Below are 16,280 nucleotides of genomic sequence, written 5' to 3'. Positions count from 1 at the left end.
TGGTCACGCTGATCAACCCGGTGGCGATGGACGAAGGCCTGCGCTTCGCGATCCGCGAAGGCGGCCGCACCGTCGGCGCCGGCGTGGTGGCCAAGATCCTCAAGTAACAACGCCCTCGGCGGCGGTCACGCGACTGCTGCAAGCCGCGAACGGCGGGCCGGTGCTACTGGTCCGCCTTCGCCGTTTAGAGGAAACCGAGTAATCGGATCGATTTAACGGCATACGCCAGTAGCTCAATTGGCAGAGCAGCGGTCTCCAAAACCGCAGGTTGGGGGTTCGAGTCCCTCCTGGCGTGCCACCTGATGACGCGGTCGTGCAAGCGCCCGCGCGATGAGTCGGATGAACAGCAAGCTCCAACAATCCAGCTCCGCCGCCAATTCCGCCGGCGACATCGCCAAGTACGCGCTGGCCTTGGCGCTGGTCGCCGCCGGCGTGTTCGCGTTCTACTGGTTCGCCCAGTGGCCGACGGCGCTGCGCGCGCTGGTCGTGGTCGGCGGCCTGCTGGCCGGTGCGGTGGTGTTCTTCACCAGCGCGAAAGGCATGCAGACGCGCGAGTTCCTGTCCGAGTCGCGCTTCGAGCTGCGCAAGGTCGTGTGGCCGACCCGCCAGGAAGCGATGCGCACCACCTGGGTGGTGATGATCGCGGTGGCGGTGCTGAGCCTGATCCTGGCCGGTTTCGACGTGGTCATCCAGGCCGCCGTCAAGTTCGTGTTGGAGCGCTGAGGCATGACCGAGTTGCAGACGTCAGACAACAAGCGCTGGTACGTGGTCCACGCCTACTCGGGTTTCGAGAAGTCGGTGGCCCAGGCGCTGCGTGACCGCATCGTGCGTGCGGAGATGCAGGATCGCTTCGGCGAAGTGCTGGTCCCGACCGAGGAAGTGGTCGAGATGCGCGCCGGCCAGAAGCGCCGCTCCGAGCGCAAATTCTTCCCGGGTTACGTGCTCGTGCAGATCGTCACCCACGACGAGAACGGCATCCCGCGCATCGACAGCGAGAGCTGGCACCTGATCAAGGAAACCCCGAAGGTCATGGGCTTCATCGGCGGCACCGCCGACCGTCCGTTGCCGATCCGCGATGCCGAGGCGGACATGATCCTGCAGCGCGTCCAGGACGGCGTCGAGAAGCCCAAGCCCAAGGTGCTGTTCGAGCCGGGCGAGATGGTCCGCGTCGTCGACGGCCCGTTTAACGACTTCAACGGTGTGGTCGAGGAAATCAATTACGAGAAGAGCCGCCTGCGCGTCGCAGTGCTGATCTTCGGCCGCTCGACCCCGGTCGAGCTGGAGTTCGCCCAGGTCGAGAAGGCCAAGTAGGGCGGAAAGTATTCGCCGGGACGAATGGTTCGCCCCGGCCAACAACGCGAGGAGCCCCGCAGTCGATGACGTGCAGGCGCTGGTACTCGCAGGAGCAAAGCAATGGCTAAGAAAGTAGTTGGTTACATCAAGCTGCAGGTAAAGGCCGGCCAGGCTAATCCGTCGCCGCCGGTGGGTCCTGCCCTCGGTCAGCGCGGCCTGAACATCATGGAGTTCTGCAAGGCCTTCAACGCCGCGACCTCCAAGCTCGAGCCGGGCCTGCCGACGCCGGTCATCATCACCGCGTACTCCGACCGCACCTTCACCTTCATCACCAAGAGCACGCCGGCTTCGGTGCTGCTGAAGAAGGCCGCCGGCATCACCTCCGGTTCCAAGCGCCCGAACACCGACAAGGTGGGCAAGGTCACGCGCGCGCAGCTCGAAGACATCGCCAAGGCGAAGGAAGCGGATTTGACCTCCGCCGAGCTGGAAGCGGCAGTGCGTACGATTGCGGGCTCCGCCCGCAGCATGGGTCTCGTGGTGGAGGGCTAAGACATGGCGATGAACAAGCGCGAGAAAGCAATCAAGGCCGCCGTGGTCCCGGGCAAGTCCTACGGGTTCGACGAAGCCATCAAGATCATCAAGACCGCCACCAAGGCTAAGTTCGTCGAGTCCGTCGACGTGGCCGTGCGCCTGGGCGTGGATGCCAAGAAGTCCGACCAGCAGGTGCGCGGTTCCACCGTGCTGCCCGGCGGCACCGGCAAGACCGTGCGCGTGGCGGTGTTCGCCCCGGCCGGCGCCAAGGCCGACGAGGCCCTGGCCGCGGGCGCCGAGGCGGTCGGCATGGACGACCTGGCCGAGAAGATGCAGGCCGGCGACCTCAACTACGACGTCGTCATCGCCACCCCGGATGCGATGCGCGTGGTCGGCAAGCTCGGCACGCTGCTCGGTCCGCGTGGCCTGATGCCGAACCCGAAGGTCGGTACGGTCTCCGCCAACCCGGCCGAGGCGGTCAAGAATGCCAAGGGCGGCCAGGTGCGTTACCGCACCGACAAGGCCGGCATCATCCACTGCACGATCGGCAAGGCCAGCTTCGAAGACGCCTCGCTGAAGGGCAACCTCGAGGCGCTGCTGATCGACCTGGTCAAGGCCAAGCCGTCGACCGCCAAGGGCCAGTACCTGCAGAAGATCTCGATCAGCTCGACCATGGGCCCCGGCGTGACCGTGGACCAGAGCTCTCTGACCCTCAAGTAAGCATTCGACGATGGCGATCTAGCGATCGCCATCGGCAACAAATTTTGAAGGCATCGCCGCGGGGTTGACCCCAATGCGATAGCCGTCAAAGACCGCAGGCGCGGTCAGCGCACATCGGCGACGGGCATGGAGGCTCGCACTGGCAGGGAATCGCCGTCGATGGAAGCGGGAGCGCTTAATCCAGTCTCGTCACGGGGCCGGGCCTGCGTAGATGGTGCCGCCCTTCTGGAAGATTTTCCGGGCAACCGGATCTGGTTCACGCCAGTCAGAAACGGCCACCACCGGGATGCCATCCGGCGTCCCCGGTGCCAAGGACAGGTACCGCCCAGGACCGCAAGCGGCAGGAGCCGCAAGCGGAGTTCATATGGAGGAGTGCAATGGCTCTCAATCTGTCACAGAAGCAAGAAGTCGTCGCCGAACTGGCGGACGTGGCCTCGAAGGCCCACTCCTTGGTTGCTGCCGAGTACGCAGGCACCACGGTCGCCCAGATGACCGCGATGCGCAAGAAGGCTCGCGAATCCGGTGTGTACTTGCGCGTTGTCAAGAACACCCTGGCGTCGCGCGCCGTGGCCGGTACCGAATACGAATGCGTCCAGGACGCGCTCGTCGGTCCGCTGCTGTATGCGTTCTCGACCGAGGAACCCGGCGCTGCCGGGCGCCTGATCAAGGAATTCGCGAAGGGCAACGACAAGCTGCAGCCGAAGGTCGTGTCGATGGGCGGCAAGCTGCTCTCGGACCTCGACGTGTTGGCTTCGCTGCCGACCCGCGACCAGGCGCTGGCCATGCTGGCCCGTCTGTTGGCCGAGCCGGCGAGCATGTTCGCGCGCGCGGTCAAGGCCGTGGCCGACCAGCAGGGTGGTGGCGAAACCGTCGCCGAAGAAGCCCAGGCCGAGCCGGCTTAAGTTCGACGCCTTTACGGTTCACTGAACCCAATCCCAGAAAAATTTCCAGAGGTAACTACCATGTCCCTGTCCAACGATAAGATCGTCGACGCCATCGCCGAAAAGTCCCTGCTCGAAGTGATGGACCTGGTCAAGGCGATCGAAGAGAAGTTCGGCGTCTCCGCCGCTGCCCCGGTCATGGCTGCCGGCCCGGCCGCCGCCGCCGCCCCGGTCGAAGAGCAGACCGAATTCACCGTCGTGTTGAAGGCCGCCGGCGAGAAGAAGGTCGAAGTCATCAAGGCCGTCCGCGCCATCACCGGCCTGGGCCTGAAGGAAGCGAAGGACCTCGTCGAAGGTGCCCCGCAGACCGTGAAGGAAGGCGTCTCGAAGGAAGAGTCCGAGAAGCTGAAGAAGGACCTCGAAGCGGCCGGCGCTGCTGTCGAAGTGAAGTAATCAGTAGTTGCGTCGCCGGCTTCCACTGGCGACCACCTGAGGCTGGGGACGAAAGTCCCCGGCCTTTGGCCGTTCCTGCAGGCACGCACCTCGTTCGTCGTGTCCGCTGGAACAGCCGCAGACAACATGCACATCCCGAAATGCACACCCCGAGTTGTTAGTTGGTAGTAGCGGGTAGGGCGTGCTGGTGCCGACACTACCAGCGACTACCAACTAGCAATTTCCAGACATTCATGTTCCCCCAGGCCGCGGACGCGCGGCCCGCAGAAGAGGCGGTAGCTCCCCATGACCACAGCTTCAACCCCCCAGCATTCAAGCAGCCAGTACTCGTTCACCGAGAAGAAGCGCATCCGCAAGGACTTCGGCAAGCGCAAGTCGATCCTCGAGGTGCCGTTCCTGCTGGCGATCCAGGTCGATTCCTACCGTGAGTTCCTGCAGGAGCACACCGAGCCGACCAAGCGCGCGGACCGCGGCCTGCACGCCGCGCTGAAATCGGTGTTCCCGATCGCCAGCTACAGCGGCAACGCCGCGCTGGAGTACGTGGGTTACAAGCTCGGCGAGCCGGCGTTCGACGAACGCGAGTGCCGCCAGCGCGGGATGAGCTACGGCGCGCCGCTGCGCGTGACCGTGCGCCTGGTGATCTACGACCGCGAGTCGTCGACCAAGGCCATCAAGTACGTGAAGGAGCAGGAGGTCTACATGGGCGAGATTCCGCTCATGACCGGCAACGGCACCTTCATCGTCAACGGCACCGAGCGCGTCATTGTCTCGCAGCTGCACCGTTCGCCCGGCGTGTTCTTCGACCACGACCGCGGCAAGACCCACAGCTCCGGCAAGCTGCTGTACAGCGCCCGCATCATTCCGTACCGCGGCTCGTGGCTCGACTTCGAGTTCGACCCGAAGGACGCGCTGTTCACCCGCATCGACCGTCGCCGCAAGCTGCCGGTGACCGTGCTGCTGCGCGCGCTGGGCTACAACAACGAGGAAATGCTCAACGATTTCTTCGACATCAACACCTTCCACATCATGCCCGAGGGCGTGCAGTGGGAACTGGTGTCCGAGCGCCTGCGCGGCGAGACGCTGGACTTCGACCTGGCCGATGGCGACAAGGTCATCGTCGAGGCCGGCAAGCGCATCACCGCGCGCCACGTGAAGCAGATGGAGCAGTCGGGCATCGCTGCCCTGGCCGTGCCGGACAGCTACCTGGTCGGCCGCATCCTCTCGCACGACGTGGTCGACGCGAAGACCGGTGAGCTGCTGGCCACCGCCAACGACGAGATCAACGAGGACCAGCTGGCCGCGTTCCGCAAGGCCGGCATCGAAGTCGTCGGCACGATCTGGGTCAACGACCTCGATCGCGGCGCGTATATCTCCAACACCCTGCGCATCGACCCGTCGAAGACGCAGCTCGAGGCCCTGGTCGAGATCTACCGGATGATGCGTCCGGGCGAGCCGCCGACCAAGGACGCCGCGCAGAACCTGTTCCACAACCTGTTCTTCACCTTCGACCGCTACGACCTGTCGGCAGTCGGCCGGATGAAGTTCAACCGCCGCATCGGCCGCAAGGAAACCCTCGGCGCGTCGGTGCTGTACGACGCCAAGTACTACGCCGAGCGCAAGGACGAAGAATCCAAGCGCTTGGTCGCCGAGCAGGGCGCGACCTCCGACATCCTCGACGTGATCAAGGTCCTGACCGAGATCCGCAACGGCCGCGGCGTGGTCGACGACATCGACCACCTGGGCAACCGCCGCGTGAGTTCGGTCGGTGAAATGGCCGAGAACACCTTCCGCGTCGGCCTGGTCCGCGTCGAGCGTGCGGTCAAGGAACGCCTGTCGATGGCCGAGTCCGAAGGCCTGACCCCGCAGGAGCTGATCAACGCCAAGCCGGTGGCGGCCGCGATCAAGGAGTTCTTCGGTTCCTCGCAGCTGTCGCAGTTCATGGACCAGAACAACCCGCTGTCGGAAGTCACCCACAAGCGCCGCGTCTCGGCCCTTGGCCCGGGCGGCCTGACCCGCGAGCGCGCCGGCTTCGAAGTGCGCGACGTGCACCCGACCCATTACGGCCGCGTCTGCACCATCGAAACCCCGGAAGGCCCGAACATCGGCCTGATCAACTCGCTGGCCGTGTTCGCCCGCACCAACAAGTACGGCTTCCTCGAGACGCCGTACCGCAAGGTCGTGGACGGCAAGGTCACCGACGACGTCGAGTTCCTCTCGGCGATCGAGGAGAACGAGTACGTCATCGCCCAGGCCAACGCGCCGCAGGACGAGAAGGGCACGCTGACCGCGCAGTTCGTCGCCTGCCGCTACCAGGGGGAGTCGTTGCTCAAGCCGCCGGCCGAGATCCACTTCATGGACGTCTCGCCGATGCAGACCGTGTCGGTCGCCGCGGCGCTGGTGCCGTTCCTCGAGCACGACGACGCCAACCGCGCACTGATGGGCGCCAACATGCAGCGCCAGGCCGTGCCGACGCTGCGTGCGCAGAAGCCGCTGGTCGGTACCGGCATCGAGCGCGCCGTGGCGCGCGACTCGGGCGTGACCGTGAACGCCCTGCGTGGCGGCGTGATCGAGCAGATCGACGCCGGCCGCATCGTGGTCAAGGTCAACGAGGATGAGAACCGCGGCGGCACCGATGCCGGCGTCGACATCTACAACCTGATCAAGTACACGCGTTCCAACCAGAACACCTGCATCAACCAGACCCCGCTGGTGAAGGTCGGCAACGTCATCGCCCGCGGCGACGTGCTCGCCGACGGCCCGTCGACCGACATCGGCGAGCTCGCGCTCGGCCAGAACATGCTGGTCGCGTTCATGCCGTGGAACGGTTACAACTTCGAAGACTCGATCCTGCTCTCCGAGCGAGTGGTCGAGGAGGATCGCTACACCACGATCCACATCGAGGAACTGACCTGCGTCGCGCGTGACACCAAGCTCGGGCCGGAGGAAATTTCCGCCGACATCCCGAACGTCTCCGAGCAGGCGCTCAATCGCCTCGACGAGTCCGGCGTGGTGTACATCGGCGCCGAAGTGCGCGCCGGCGACATCATGGTCGGCAAGGTCACGCCGAAGGGCGAGTCCCAGCTGACCCCGGAAGAGAAGCTGCTGCGCGCGATCTTCGGCGAGAAGGCGTCCGACGTGAAGGACAGCTCGCTGCGCGTGCCGCCGGGCATGGACGGCACCGTCATCGACGTGCAGGTCTTCACCCGCGACGGCATCGAGAAGGACAAGCGCGCCAAGCAGATCGAAGAGTCGGAAATCCGCCGGGTCAAGAAGGATTTCGACGACCAGTTCCGGATCCTCGAGAGCGCGATCTACGCGCGCCTGCGCAGCCAGCTGCTGGGCAAGGTCGCCAACGGCGGCGGTGGCCTGAAGAAGGGCGAGACCGTCACCTCGCTGGTACTCGACGGCCTCAAGAAGTCCGACTGGTTCACCCTGCGCATGAAGGACGACGACGCCGTCGAGGCGATCGAGCGCGCGCAGAAGCAGATCGACGCGCACGAGAAGGAATTCGAGAAGCGCTTCGCCGACAAGCGCGGCAAGATCACCCAGGGCGACGACCTCGCCCCGGGCGTGCTCAAGATGGTCAAGGTGTTCCTGGCGGTGAAGCGCCGCATTCAGCCGGGCGACAAGATGGCCGGCCGCCACGGCAACAAGGGCGTGGTGTCGACGATCGTGCCGGTCGAGGATATGCCGTACGCCGCCGACGGCCGCACCGTCGACATCGTGCTGAACCCGCTCGGCGTGCCGTCGCGAATGAACATCGGCCAGGTGCTGGAAGTGCATCTGGGCTGGGCCGCCAAGGGCCTGGGCCAGAAGATCCAGCGCATGCTCGAGGCGCAGGCCAAGATCAATGAGCTGCGCGCGTTCCTCGACCAGATCTACAACCACGACAGCAAGCTGCACGGCGAGCGGGTCGACCTCAAGCAGTTCAGCGACGCCGAACTGCTGACGCTGGCCAACAACCTGACCGACGGCGTGCCGATGGCGACGCCGGTGTTCGACGGTGCGTCCGAGGTCGAGATCAAGAACATGCTCGCGCTGGCCGACCTGCCGATCAGCGGCCAGACCCAGCTGTTCGACGGCCGCACCGGCGAGGCGTTCGATCGCCACACCACCATCGGCTACATGCACATGCTGAAGCTGAACCACCTGGTCGACGACAAGATGCACGCCCGTTCGACCGGTCCGTACTCGCTCGTCACCCAGCAGCCGCTGGGAGGCAAGGCGCAGTTCGGTGGCCAGCGCTTCGGCGAGATGGAGGTCTGGGCGCTGGAAGCCTACGGCGCGGCCTACACGCTGCAGGAGATGCTGACGGTGAAGTCCGACGACGTGCAGGGCCGCAACCAGATGTACAAGAACATCGTCGACGGCGAGTACGAGATGGTGGCCGGCATGCCGGAATCCTTCAACGTGCTGGTGAAGGAAATCCGCTCGCTCGCGATCAACATGGAACTCGAAGAGACCAAGTGAACGCTGCCGTCTGACGAACAGTGCAGCGGCGAGCCCTCTCGCCGCCGCACCTGCGAAAGCCTTCACGGACGAAGGTTCTTCCAACTGGAGAATTTGCAATGAAAGATCTACTGAACCTGTTCAACCAGCAGCGTCCCGCGCTCGACTTCGATGCGATCAAGATCGCGTTGGCGTCGCCGGACCTGATCCGTTCGTGGTCGTTCGGCGAAGTGAAGAAGCCGGAGACCATCAACTACCGCACCTTCAAGCCTGAGCGTGACGGCCTGTTCTGCGCCGCGATCTTCGGCCCGATCAAGGACTACGAGTGCCTGTGCGGCAAGTACAAGCGCATGAAGCACCGCGGCGTGGTCTGCGAGAAGTGCGGCACCGAAGTGACGCTGGCCAAGGTGCGCCGCGAGCGCATGGGCCACATCGACCTGGCGTCGCCGGTCGCGCACATCTGGTTCCTCAAGTCGCTGCCGTCGCGCATCGGCCTGATGCTGGACATGACCCTGCGTGACATCGAGCGGATCCTGTACTTCGAGGCGTTCGTCGTCACCGAGCCGGGCCTGTCGCCGCTCGAGCGCGGCCAGTTGCTCAACGAAGAGCAGTTCATGCAGGCGCGCCAGGAGCACGGCGACGACTTCGAGGCCGCCATGGGCGCCGAGGCCGTCTACGACCTGCTGCGCTCGCTCGACCTGCCCGGCGAGATGGTGCAGCTGCGCGAAGACATCGCCAGCACCGGTTCGGAAACCAAGCTCAAGCGCCTGACCAAGCGCATCAAGCTGGTCGAGGCGTTCCTGGAGTCGGGCAACCGACCCGAGTGGATGGTGATGACCGTGCTGCCGGTGCTGCCGCCGGACCTGCGTCCGCTGGTGCCGCTGGACGGCGGCCGCTTTGCGACCTCCGACCTCAACGACCTGTACCGCCGCGTCATCAACCGCAACAACCGCCTGCGCCGCCTGCTTGAGCTCAATGCGCCCGACATCATCGTGCGCAACGAGAAGCGCATGCTGCAGGAGTCGGTCGATGCGCTGATGGACAACGGCCGTCGCGGCCGCGCCATCACCGGTACCAACAAGCGGCCGCTCAAGTCGCTGGCCGACATGATCAAGGGCAAGCAGGGTCGTTTCCGCCAGAACCTGCTCGGCAAGCGCGTCGACTACTCCGGCCGTTCGGTCATCGTGGTCGGCCCGTACCTGAAGCTGCACCAGTGCGGCCTGCCGAAGAAGATGGCGCTCGAGCTGTTCAAGCCCTTCATCTTCGCCAAGCTGCAGCGCCGCGGCCTGGCTACCACCATCAAGGCGGCGAAGAAGCTGGTCGAGCGCGAAGAGGCCGAGGTGTGGGACATCCTCGAAGAGGTGATCCGCGAGCATCCGGTCCTGCTCAACCGCGCCCCGACCCTGCACCGCCTCGGCATCCAGGCGTTTGAGCCGGTGCTGATCGAAGGCAAGGCGATCCAGCTGCACCCGCTGGTCTGCACCGCCTTCAACGCCGACTTCGACGGTGACCAGATGGCCGTGCACGTGCCGCTTTCGCTGGAAGCCCAGCTGGAAGCGCGCGCGCTGATGATGGCGTCCAACAACATCCTGTCGCCGGCCAACGGCGAGCCGATCATCGTGCCGTCGCAGGACGTCGTGCTCGGCCTGTACTACATGACCCGCGCGCTGGAGAACAAGGCAGGCGAGGGCATGGCGTTCGCCAACGTCGCCGAAGTCAAGCGCGCGTACGACAACCGCGTTGTGCAGCTGCACGCCAAGGTCAAGGTGCGCATCACCGAGACCGTGACCGCCGAGGACGGCAGCCAGGCGCAGAAGAGCACCATCGTCGACACCACCGTCGGCCGCGCCCTCCTGCGCGAGATCCTGCCGGAGGGCCTGCCGTTCGCGCTGGCCAACGTCGAGCTGACCAAGAAGAACATCAGCCGCCTGATCAACTCCTGCTACCGCATGCTCGGCCTGAAGGACACGGTCGTGTTCGCCGACCAGCTGATGTACACCGGCTTCGCCTATGCCACGCGCGCCGGCGTCTCGATCGGCATCGACGACATGATCATCCCGGACGAGAAGAAGGGCATCCTCGACGAGGCCGAGACCGAGGTGCTGGAGATCCAGCAGCAGTACCAGTCGGGCCTGGTCACCGCCGGCGAGCGCTACAACAAGGTCGTCGACATCTGGTCGCGCACGAACGAGCGCGTGGCCAAGGCGATGATGGAAGCGATCGGCACCGAGAAGGTGCAGAACGCCAAGGGCGAGACCATCGACCAGAAGTCGATGAACTCGGTCTACATCATGGCCGACTCCGGCGCGCGCGGTTCGCAGGCGCAAATCCGCCAGCTGGCCGGTATGCGTGGCCTGATGGCCAAGCCGGACGGCTCGATCATCGAGACGCCGATCACCGCGAACTTCCGCGAAGGCCTGAACGTCCTCCAGTACTTCATCTCGACCCACGGCGCGCGCAAGGGCCTGGCCGATACCGCGTTGAAGACGGCGAACTCCGGTTACCTGACCCGTCGCTTGGTCGACGTGGCCCAAGACGTGGTGATCACCGAGACCGACTGCGGCACGCTCGAGGGCCTGATGATGACCCCGATCGTCGAAGGCGGCGACGTGGTCGAACCGTTGCGCGACCGCGTGCTGGGCCGCGTCGTGGCCGAGGACGTGTTCCTGCCGGGCAACGACGAGGACCCGATCGTCACCCGCAACACGCTGCTCGACGAAGCCTGGGTGCAGAAGCTCGAGGACGCCAGCGTGCAGGCGATCAAGGTCCGTTCGACCATCACCTGCCAGTCGTCGTTCGGCGTGTGCGCGCACTGCTACGGTCGCGACCTCGGCCGCGGCCACCTGGTCAACCATGGCGAAGCGGTCGGCGTCGTCGCCGCGCAGTCCATCGGCGAGCCGGGTACCCAGCTGACCATGCGTACGTTCCACATCGGTGGCGCGGCATCGCGTGCGGCGGCCATCGACAACGTCACGGTCAAGACCACCGGTTCGATCAAGTTCAACAACCTCAAGCACGTCTCGCATGCCAATGGCCACCTGGTCGCGGTCTCGCGTTCGGGTGAGCTGTCGGTGCTCGACGGCCACGGCCGCGAGCGCGAGCGCTACAAGCTGCCGTACGGCGCGACGATCCTGGTCAAGGACGGCGCGGCGATCAAGGCCGGCCAGACCGTCGCCAACTGGGACCCGCATAACCACCCGATCGTCTCGGAAGTGGCCGGCACCATGCGCTTCATCGACTTCATCGACGGCATCACCGTGATCGAGAAGACCGACGAACTGACCGGCCTCGCCTCGCGCGAGATCACCGATCCCAAGCGTCGTGGCACCCAGGCCAAGGACCTGCGCCCGGTCGTGCGCATCGTCGACAAGAACGGCAAGGACCTCACCATCCCGGGTACCGACCTGCCGGCGCAGTACCTGCTGCCGCCGCGCTCGATCGTCAACCTTCAGGACGGTGCGCCGGTCGGCGTCGGCGACGTGGTCGCGAAAATCCCGCAGGAAGCCTCCAAGACCCGCGACATCACCGGTGGTCTGCCGCGCGTGGCCGACCTGTTCGAGGCGCGCAAGCCCAAGGACCCGGCGGTGCTGGCCGAGGTCTCGGGCATCGTCAGCTTCGGCAAGGACACCAAGGGCAAGCAGCGCCTGATCATCAAGCAGGCCGACGGCGAGGAACACGAGGAGCTGATCCCGAAGTACCGCCAGATCATCGTGTTCGAAGGCGAGCACGTGGAGAAGGGCGAGACCGTGGTCGACGGCGAGTCGACCCCGCAGGACATCCTGCGCCTGCTCGGCGTCGAGCCGCTGGCCGTGTACCTGACCAAGGAAATCCAGGACGTCTACCGCCTGCAGGGCGTGAAGATCAACGACAAGCACATCGAGGTGATCGTTCGCCAGATGCTGCGCAAGGTCGAGATCACCGACCAGGGCGACAGCAAGTTCCTGCACGGCGAGCAGATCGAGCGCCAGCGCTTCGTCGAAGAGAACGCCAAGCTCGCCGCGCGCAACCAGATCCTGGCCAAGTACGACCCGGTGCTGCTGGGCATCACCAAGGCCTCGCTGGCGACCGAGTCGTTCATCTCGGCGGCGTCGTTCCAGGAGACCACCCGCGTCCTGACCGAGGCCGCCGTGCGCGGTACCCGCGACGGCCTGCGCGGTCTCAAGGAGAACGTGATCGTGGGCCGCCTGATCCCGGCCGGTACCGGCCTGGCGTACCACACCCAGCGGCGCAAGAATGCCTCGGGTCTGACCGACTCGGAGATGGAGGCGCTGTCGGCGCCGGTCGCGGCTGCCGCGGTCGAGACCGAGGTGGCGGGCGACGAGTCCGACGCCGCGTAACACCTGGGTTCTGTAGTTCTTTGGCAATGCCGGACGGTCCCACGGGGCCGTCCCAGATCACGAAATGAGGCGCACGGAGCGCCTCGTGTTCGGTCCAGGATGGACGGGATCAATGGAGGGTTGCGGGACCGCGGCGCATGGCGCCGCGCCCCGTATTTTCCGCACAGCTTCGCGTTGACGGCAGCGTCTGGCGCGGGCTATACTTTTCGGTCTCGGTGGGCCCGACGTCTTCGGCTTGCCGTTCGTTTTCACGCAAAGGTCGGGTTTTCGCACCCGGGCCTCTCTTCAAAGAGCACCAGATGGCAACGATCAATCAGCTCGTCCGCAAGCCGCGGCAGGCGCCCACGTACAAGAGCCCGTCGCCGGCGCTCGCGAACTGCCCGCAGCGTCGTGGCGTGTGCACCCGCGTTTACACCACCACCCCGAAGAAGCCGAACTCGGCGCTTCGCAAGGTGGCCAAGGTGCGCCTGACCAACGGCTACGAGGTCATCTCGTACATCGGTGGTGAGGGCCACAACCTGCAGGAGCACTCGGTCGTGCTGATCCGCGGCGGTCGCGTCAAGGACCTGCCGGGCGTGCGTTACCACACCGTGCGTGGCTCGCTCGACGCCGCCGGCGTCGCCAAGCGTCGCCAGAGCCGTTCGAAGTACGGCGCCAAGCGCCCGAAGTCCTAAGGAACCAGCACCATGTCGCGTAAAGGCTCCACTCCGCAGCGTTCCGTCCTGCCCGACCCCAAGCACGGCAGCGAGACGATCGCGCGTTTCATCAATATGGTCATGTACAGCGGCAAGAAGTCGGTTGCCGAGAAGATCGTCTACGGTGCGATGGACGTGATCGGGGAAAAGAACCCGAACGCGCTCGAGCTCGTGGAGAAGGCGCTGGCCAACATCTCCCCGGCGGTCGAGGTCAAGTCGCGCCGCGTCGGCGGTGCCACCTACCAGGTGCCGGTCGAAGTCCGCTCCTCGCGCCGCATGGCGCTGGCGATGCGCTGGCTGATCGATGCGGCGCGCAAGCGCGGCGAGAACACCATGCCGCGCAAGCTGGCCGCCGAACTGATCGACGCCTCGGAAAGCCGCGGCGGTGCCATCAAAAAGCGTGAAGAGACCCACCGTATGGCGGAAGCGAACAAGGCGTTCGCGCACTACCGCTGGTGATCTGGGCGCCCTGGCACTGAACCCGGTGCCAGGGGCCTCAGCAGCACGTCAGTGCTGCCGCGGCAGCGAAATTGCTGCCCTGCGAACCGGAGGCCGCCCACGAGGCGGCGTCCGGCCATTTGGAATTCACTAAAATACGAGAGTGTCCCGTGGCTCGCACCACTCCCATCGAGCGTTACCGCAACTTCGGCATCATGGCCCACATCGATGCCGGCAAGACCACCACGTCCGAGCGCATCCTGTTCTACACGGGTGTCAGCCACAAGATCGGCGAAGTGCACGATGGTGCCGCGACGATGGACTGGATGGAGCAGGAGCAGGAGCGTGGCATCACGATCACCTCCGCTGCCACCACCGCGTTCTGGAAGGGCATGGACAAGTCCCTGCCCGAGCACCGCTTCAACATCATCGACACCCCCGGGCACGTCGACTTCACCATCGAAGTCGAGCGTTCGCTGCGCGTGCTCGACGGTGCGGTGTTCGTGCTGTGCGCCGTCGGCGGCGTGCAGCCGCAGTCCGAGACCGTGTGGCGCCAGGCCAACAAGTACGCGGTGCCGCGCCTGGCGTTCGTCAACAAGATGGACCGCACCGGTGCCAACTTCGACAAGGTCATCGAGCAGCTGAAGAGCCGCCTGGGTGCCTACCCGGTGCCGATGCAGGTGCCGATCGGTGCCGAGGAAGGCTTCGAGGGCGTGGTCGACCTGCTGAAGATGAAGGCGATCCACTGGGATGTCGCCTCGCAGGGCACCAGCTTCGAGTACCGCGAAGTTCCCGATTCGCTGCGCGACAAGGCCGTTGCCGCGCGCGCGTTCATGGTCGAGGCCGCGGCCGAGGCCAGCGAAGAGCTGATGGAGAAGTACCTCAACGGTGAGGAACTGTCCGAAGAAGAGATCATCGGCGGCCTGCGCGAGCGCACCCTGAAGGTCGAGATCGTCCCGGCATTCTGCGGCAGCGCGTTCAAGAACAAGGGCGTGCAGGCGATGCTCGACGGCGTGGTTCAGTTGCTGCCGTCGCCGACCGACCGCCCGCCGGTTCCGGGCATCGACGACAACGAGAAGGAAGACACCCGCAAGGCGTCCGACTCCGAACCGTTCTCGGCGCTGGCCTTCAAGATCATGACCGACCCGTTCGTGGGCTCGCTGACCTTCTTCCGCGTCTACTCGGGCGTGCTCAACTCCGGCGACCAGGTGTACAACCCGGTCAAGTCGAAGAAAGAGCGCGTGGGTCGCATCCTGCAGATGCACTCCAACCAGCGCGACGAAATCAAGGAAGTCCGCGCCGGCGACATCGCCGCGGCCGTGGGTCTGAAGGACGTGACCACCGGCGACACGCTGTGCGCGCAGGACCACATCATCACCCTGGAGCGCATGGTGTTCCCGGAGCCCGTCATCTCGATGGCGGTCGAACCGAAGACCAAGTCCGACCAGGAAAAGATGGGCATGGCGCTGGGTCGCCTGGCGCAGGAAGATCCGTCGTTCCGCGTGCGCACCGACGAGGAATCCGGCCAGACCATCATCGCCGGCATGGGCGAGTTGCACCTGGACATCATCGTCGACCGCATGCGTCGCGAGTTCAGCGTGGAGGCCAACGTCGGCAAGCCGCAGGTGGCGTACCGCGAGACCATCCGCAAGTCCGACGTGAAGTCGGACTACAAGCACGCCAAGCAGTCGGGCGGCAAGGGCCAGTACGGTCACGTCGTGATCGAGCTGTCGCCGATGAGCGAGGCGGACCGCGCGAATGAGGATGTCGAGAACGATTTCCTGTTCGTCAACGACATCACCGGTGGCGTGATTCCGAAGGAATTCATCCCGGCGATCGAGAAGGGCCTGCGCGAAACCATCACGAGCGGCCCGCTGGCCGGCTTCCCGGTCGTGGGCGTCAAGGTCAAGCTCGTGTTCGGTTCGTACCACGACGTCGACTCGTCGGAAATGGCGTTCAAGCTCGCCTCGTCGATGGCCTTCAAGGAAGGCTTCCGCAAAGCCGATCCGGTCCTGCTCGAGCCGATGATGAAGGTCGAAGTCGTGACCCCGGAAGAGTACGTCGGTGACGTGATGGGCGACTTGAGCCGCCGTCGCGGCCTGCTCCAGGGCCAGGACGACACCCCGTCGGGCAAGACCATCAACGCGATGGTGCCGCTGGGCGAGATGTTCGGCTACGCGACCACGATCCGTTCGCTGACCCAGGGCCGCGCGACCTTCACGATGGAATTCGACCACTACGCCGAAGCGCCGAACAACATCGCCGACGCAGTGATGAAGAAGGCCTGATCCGTTCGCGGGTCCGGCTTCCAGAATCCCAGTTCAATCAATACGTAATTCAGAGAGAGACACACCATGGCTAAGGGTAAATTCGAGCGGACCAAGCCGCACGTGAACGTGGGCACCATCGGCCACGTCGACCACGGCAAGACCACGCTGACGGCAGCGCTGACGAAGGTGGGCGCCGAGCGTTTCGGTGGCGAG

13 protein-coding genes and 1 tRNA gene are annotated in these 16,280 nt (G+C 65.2%); all 14 read left to right on the top strand.

Translation table 11 applies throughout. The features are described from left to right. Positions 1–107: EF-Tu C-terminal domain-related protein (locus ACFQZQ_RS14845; RefSeq protein ID WP_449284324.1), on the top strand; the 107-nt coding region annotated here is incomplete at its 5' end. Positions 108–222: 115 nt separating this feature from the next. Next, a tRNA-Trp gene (locus tag ACFQZQ_RS14840) sits at positions 223–298 on the top strand. Positions 299–339: 41 nt separating this feature from the next. Continuing rightward, entirely contained in the window at positions 340–723 is a 384-nt protein-coding gene (gene secE, locus ACFQZQ_RS14835; protein ID WP_386813701.1) for a preprotein translocase subunit SecE, read from the top strand. A gap of 3 nt (positions 724–726) precedes the next feature. Next, positions 727–1,311, top strand: coding sequence for a transcription termination/antitermination protein NusG (gene nusG / locus ACFQZQ_RS14830; protein WP_386813700.1), 585 nt, complete (start codon positions 727–729; stop codon positions 1,309–1,311). A gap of 102 nt (positions 1,312–1,413) precedes the next feature. Continuing rightward, on the top strand, positions 1,414–1,842 hold the full coding sequence (gene rplK, locus ACFQZQ_RS14825) for a 50S ribosomal protein L11 (protein WP_386813699.1): 429 nt from the start codon (positions 1,414–1,416) through the stop codon (positions 1,840–1,842). A gap of 3 nt (positions 1,843–1,845) precedes the next feature. Further along, positions 1,846–2,544: a 50S ribosomal protein L1 gene (gene rplA / locus ACFQZQ_RS14820; RefSeq protein WP_386813698.1), complete on the top strand. Its 699-nt coding sequence runs from the start codon at positions 1,846–1,848 to the stop codon at positions 2,542–2,544. Positions 2,545–2,921: 377 nt separating this feature from the next. Further along, the gene (gene rplJ, locus ACFQZQ_RS14815) at positions 2,922–3,446 is read left to right on the top strand and encodes a 50S ribosomal protein L10 (RefSeq protein WP_386813697.1); all 525 of its coding nucleotides are present in this window, start codon (positions 2,922–2,924) and stop codon (positions 3,444–3,446) included. A gap of 60 nt (positions 3,447–3,506) precedes the next feature. Continuing rightward, positions 3,507–3,878: a 50S ribosomal protein L7/L12 gene (gene rplL, locus ACFQZQ_RS14810; RefSeq protein WP_386813696.1), complete on the top strand. Its 372-nt coding sequence runs from the start codon at positions 3,507–3,509 to the stop codon at positions 3,876–3,878. 285 nt (positions 3,879–4,163) lie between these two features. Next, positions 4,164–8,348: a DNA-directed RNA polymerase subunit beta gene (gene rpoB, locus ACFQZQ_RS14805; protein ID WP_386813695.1), complete on the top strand. Its 4,185-nt coding sequence runs from the start codon at positions 4,164–4,166 to the stop codon at positions 8,346–8,348. Positions 8,349–8,446: 98 nt separating this feature from the next. Continuing rightward, positions 8,447–12,664, top strand: coding sequence for a DNA-directed RNA polymerase subunit beta' (gene rpoC, locus ACFQZQ_RS14800; protein ID WP_386813694.1), 4,218 nt, complete (start codon positions 8,447–8,449; stop codon positions 12,662–12,664). Positions 12,665–12,963: 299 nt separating this feature from the next. Further along, a complete protein-coding gene (gene rpsL / locus ACFQZQ_RS14795; protein ID WP_386813693.1) occupies positions 12,964–13,338 on the top strand; it encodes a 30S ribosomal protein S12 in 375 nt (124 codons plus the stop codon). A gap of 12 nt (positions 13,339–13,350) precedes the next feature. Beyond that, a complete protein-coding gene (rpsG, locus tag ACFQZQ_RS14790; protein ID WP_386813692.1) occupies positions 13,351–13,818 on the top strand; it encodes a 30S ribosomal protein S7 in 468 nt (155 codons plus the stop codon). 149 nt (positions 13,819–13,967) lie between these two features. After that, on the top strand, positions 13,968–16,085 hold the full coding sequence (gene fusA, locus ACFQZQ_RS14785; RefSeq protein ID WP_386813691.1) for an elongation factor G: 2,118 nt from the start codon (positions 13,968–13,970) through the stop codon (positions 16,083–16,085). Positions 16,086–16,151: 66 nt separating this feature from the next. After that, positions 16,152–16,280, top strand: a 129-nt coding sequence (locus tag ACFQZQ_RS14780; RefSeq protein WP_240734204.1) for a GTP-binding protein, incomplete at its 3' end; no start/stop codon positions are given.

Origin of the sequence: Lysobacter koreensis, from assembly GCF_042677045.1 — a bacterium.
In the GTDB taxonomy this organism is placed as follows: Bacteria; Pseudomonadota; Gammaproteobacteria; order Xanthomonadales; family Xanthomonadaceae; genus Lysobacter_K; species Lysobacter_K koreensis.
This window is presented reverse-complemented; position numbering and strand designations above follow the sequence as displayed.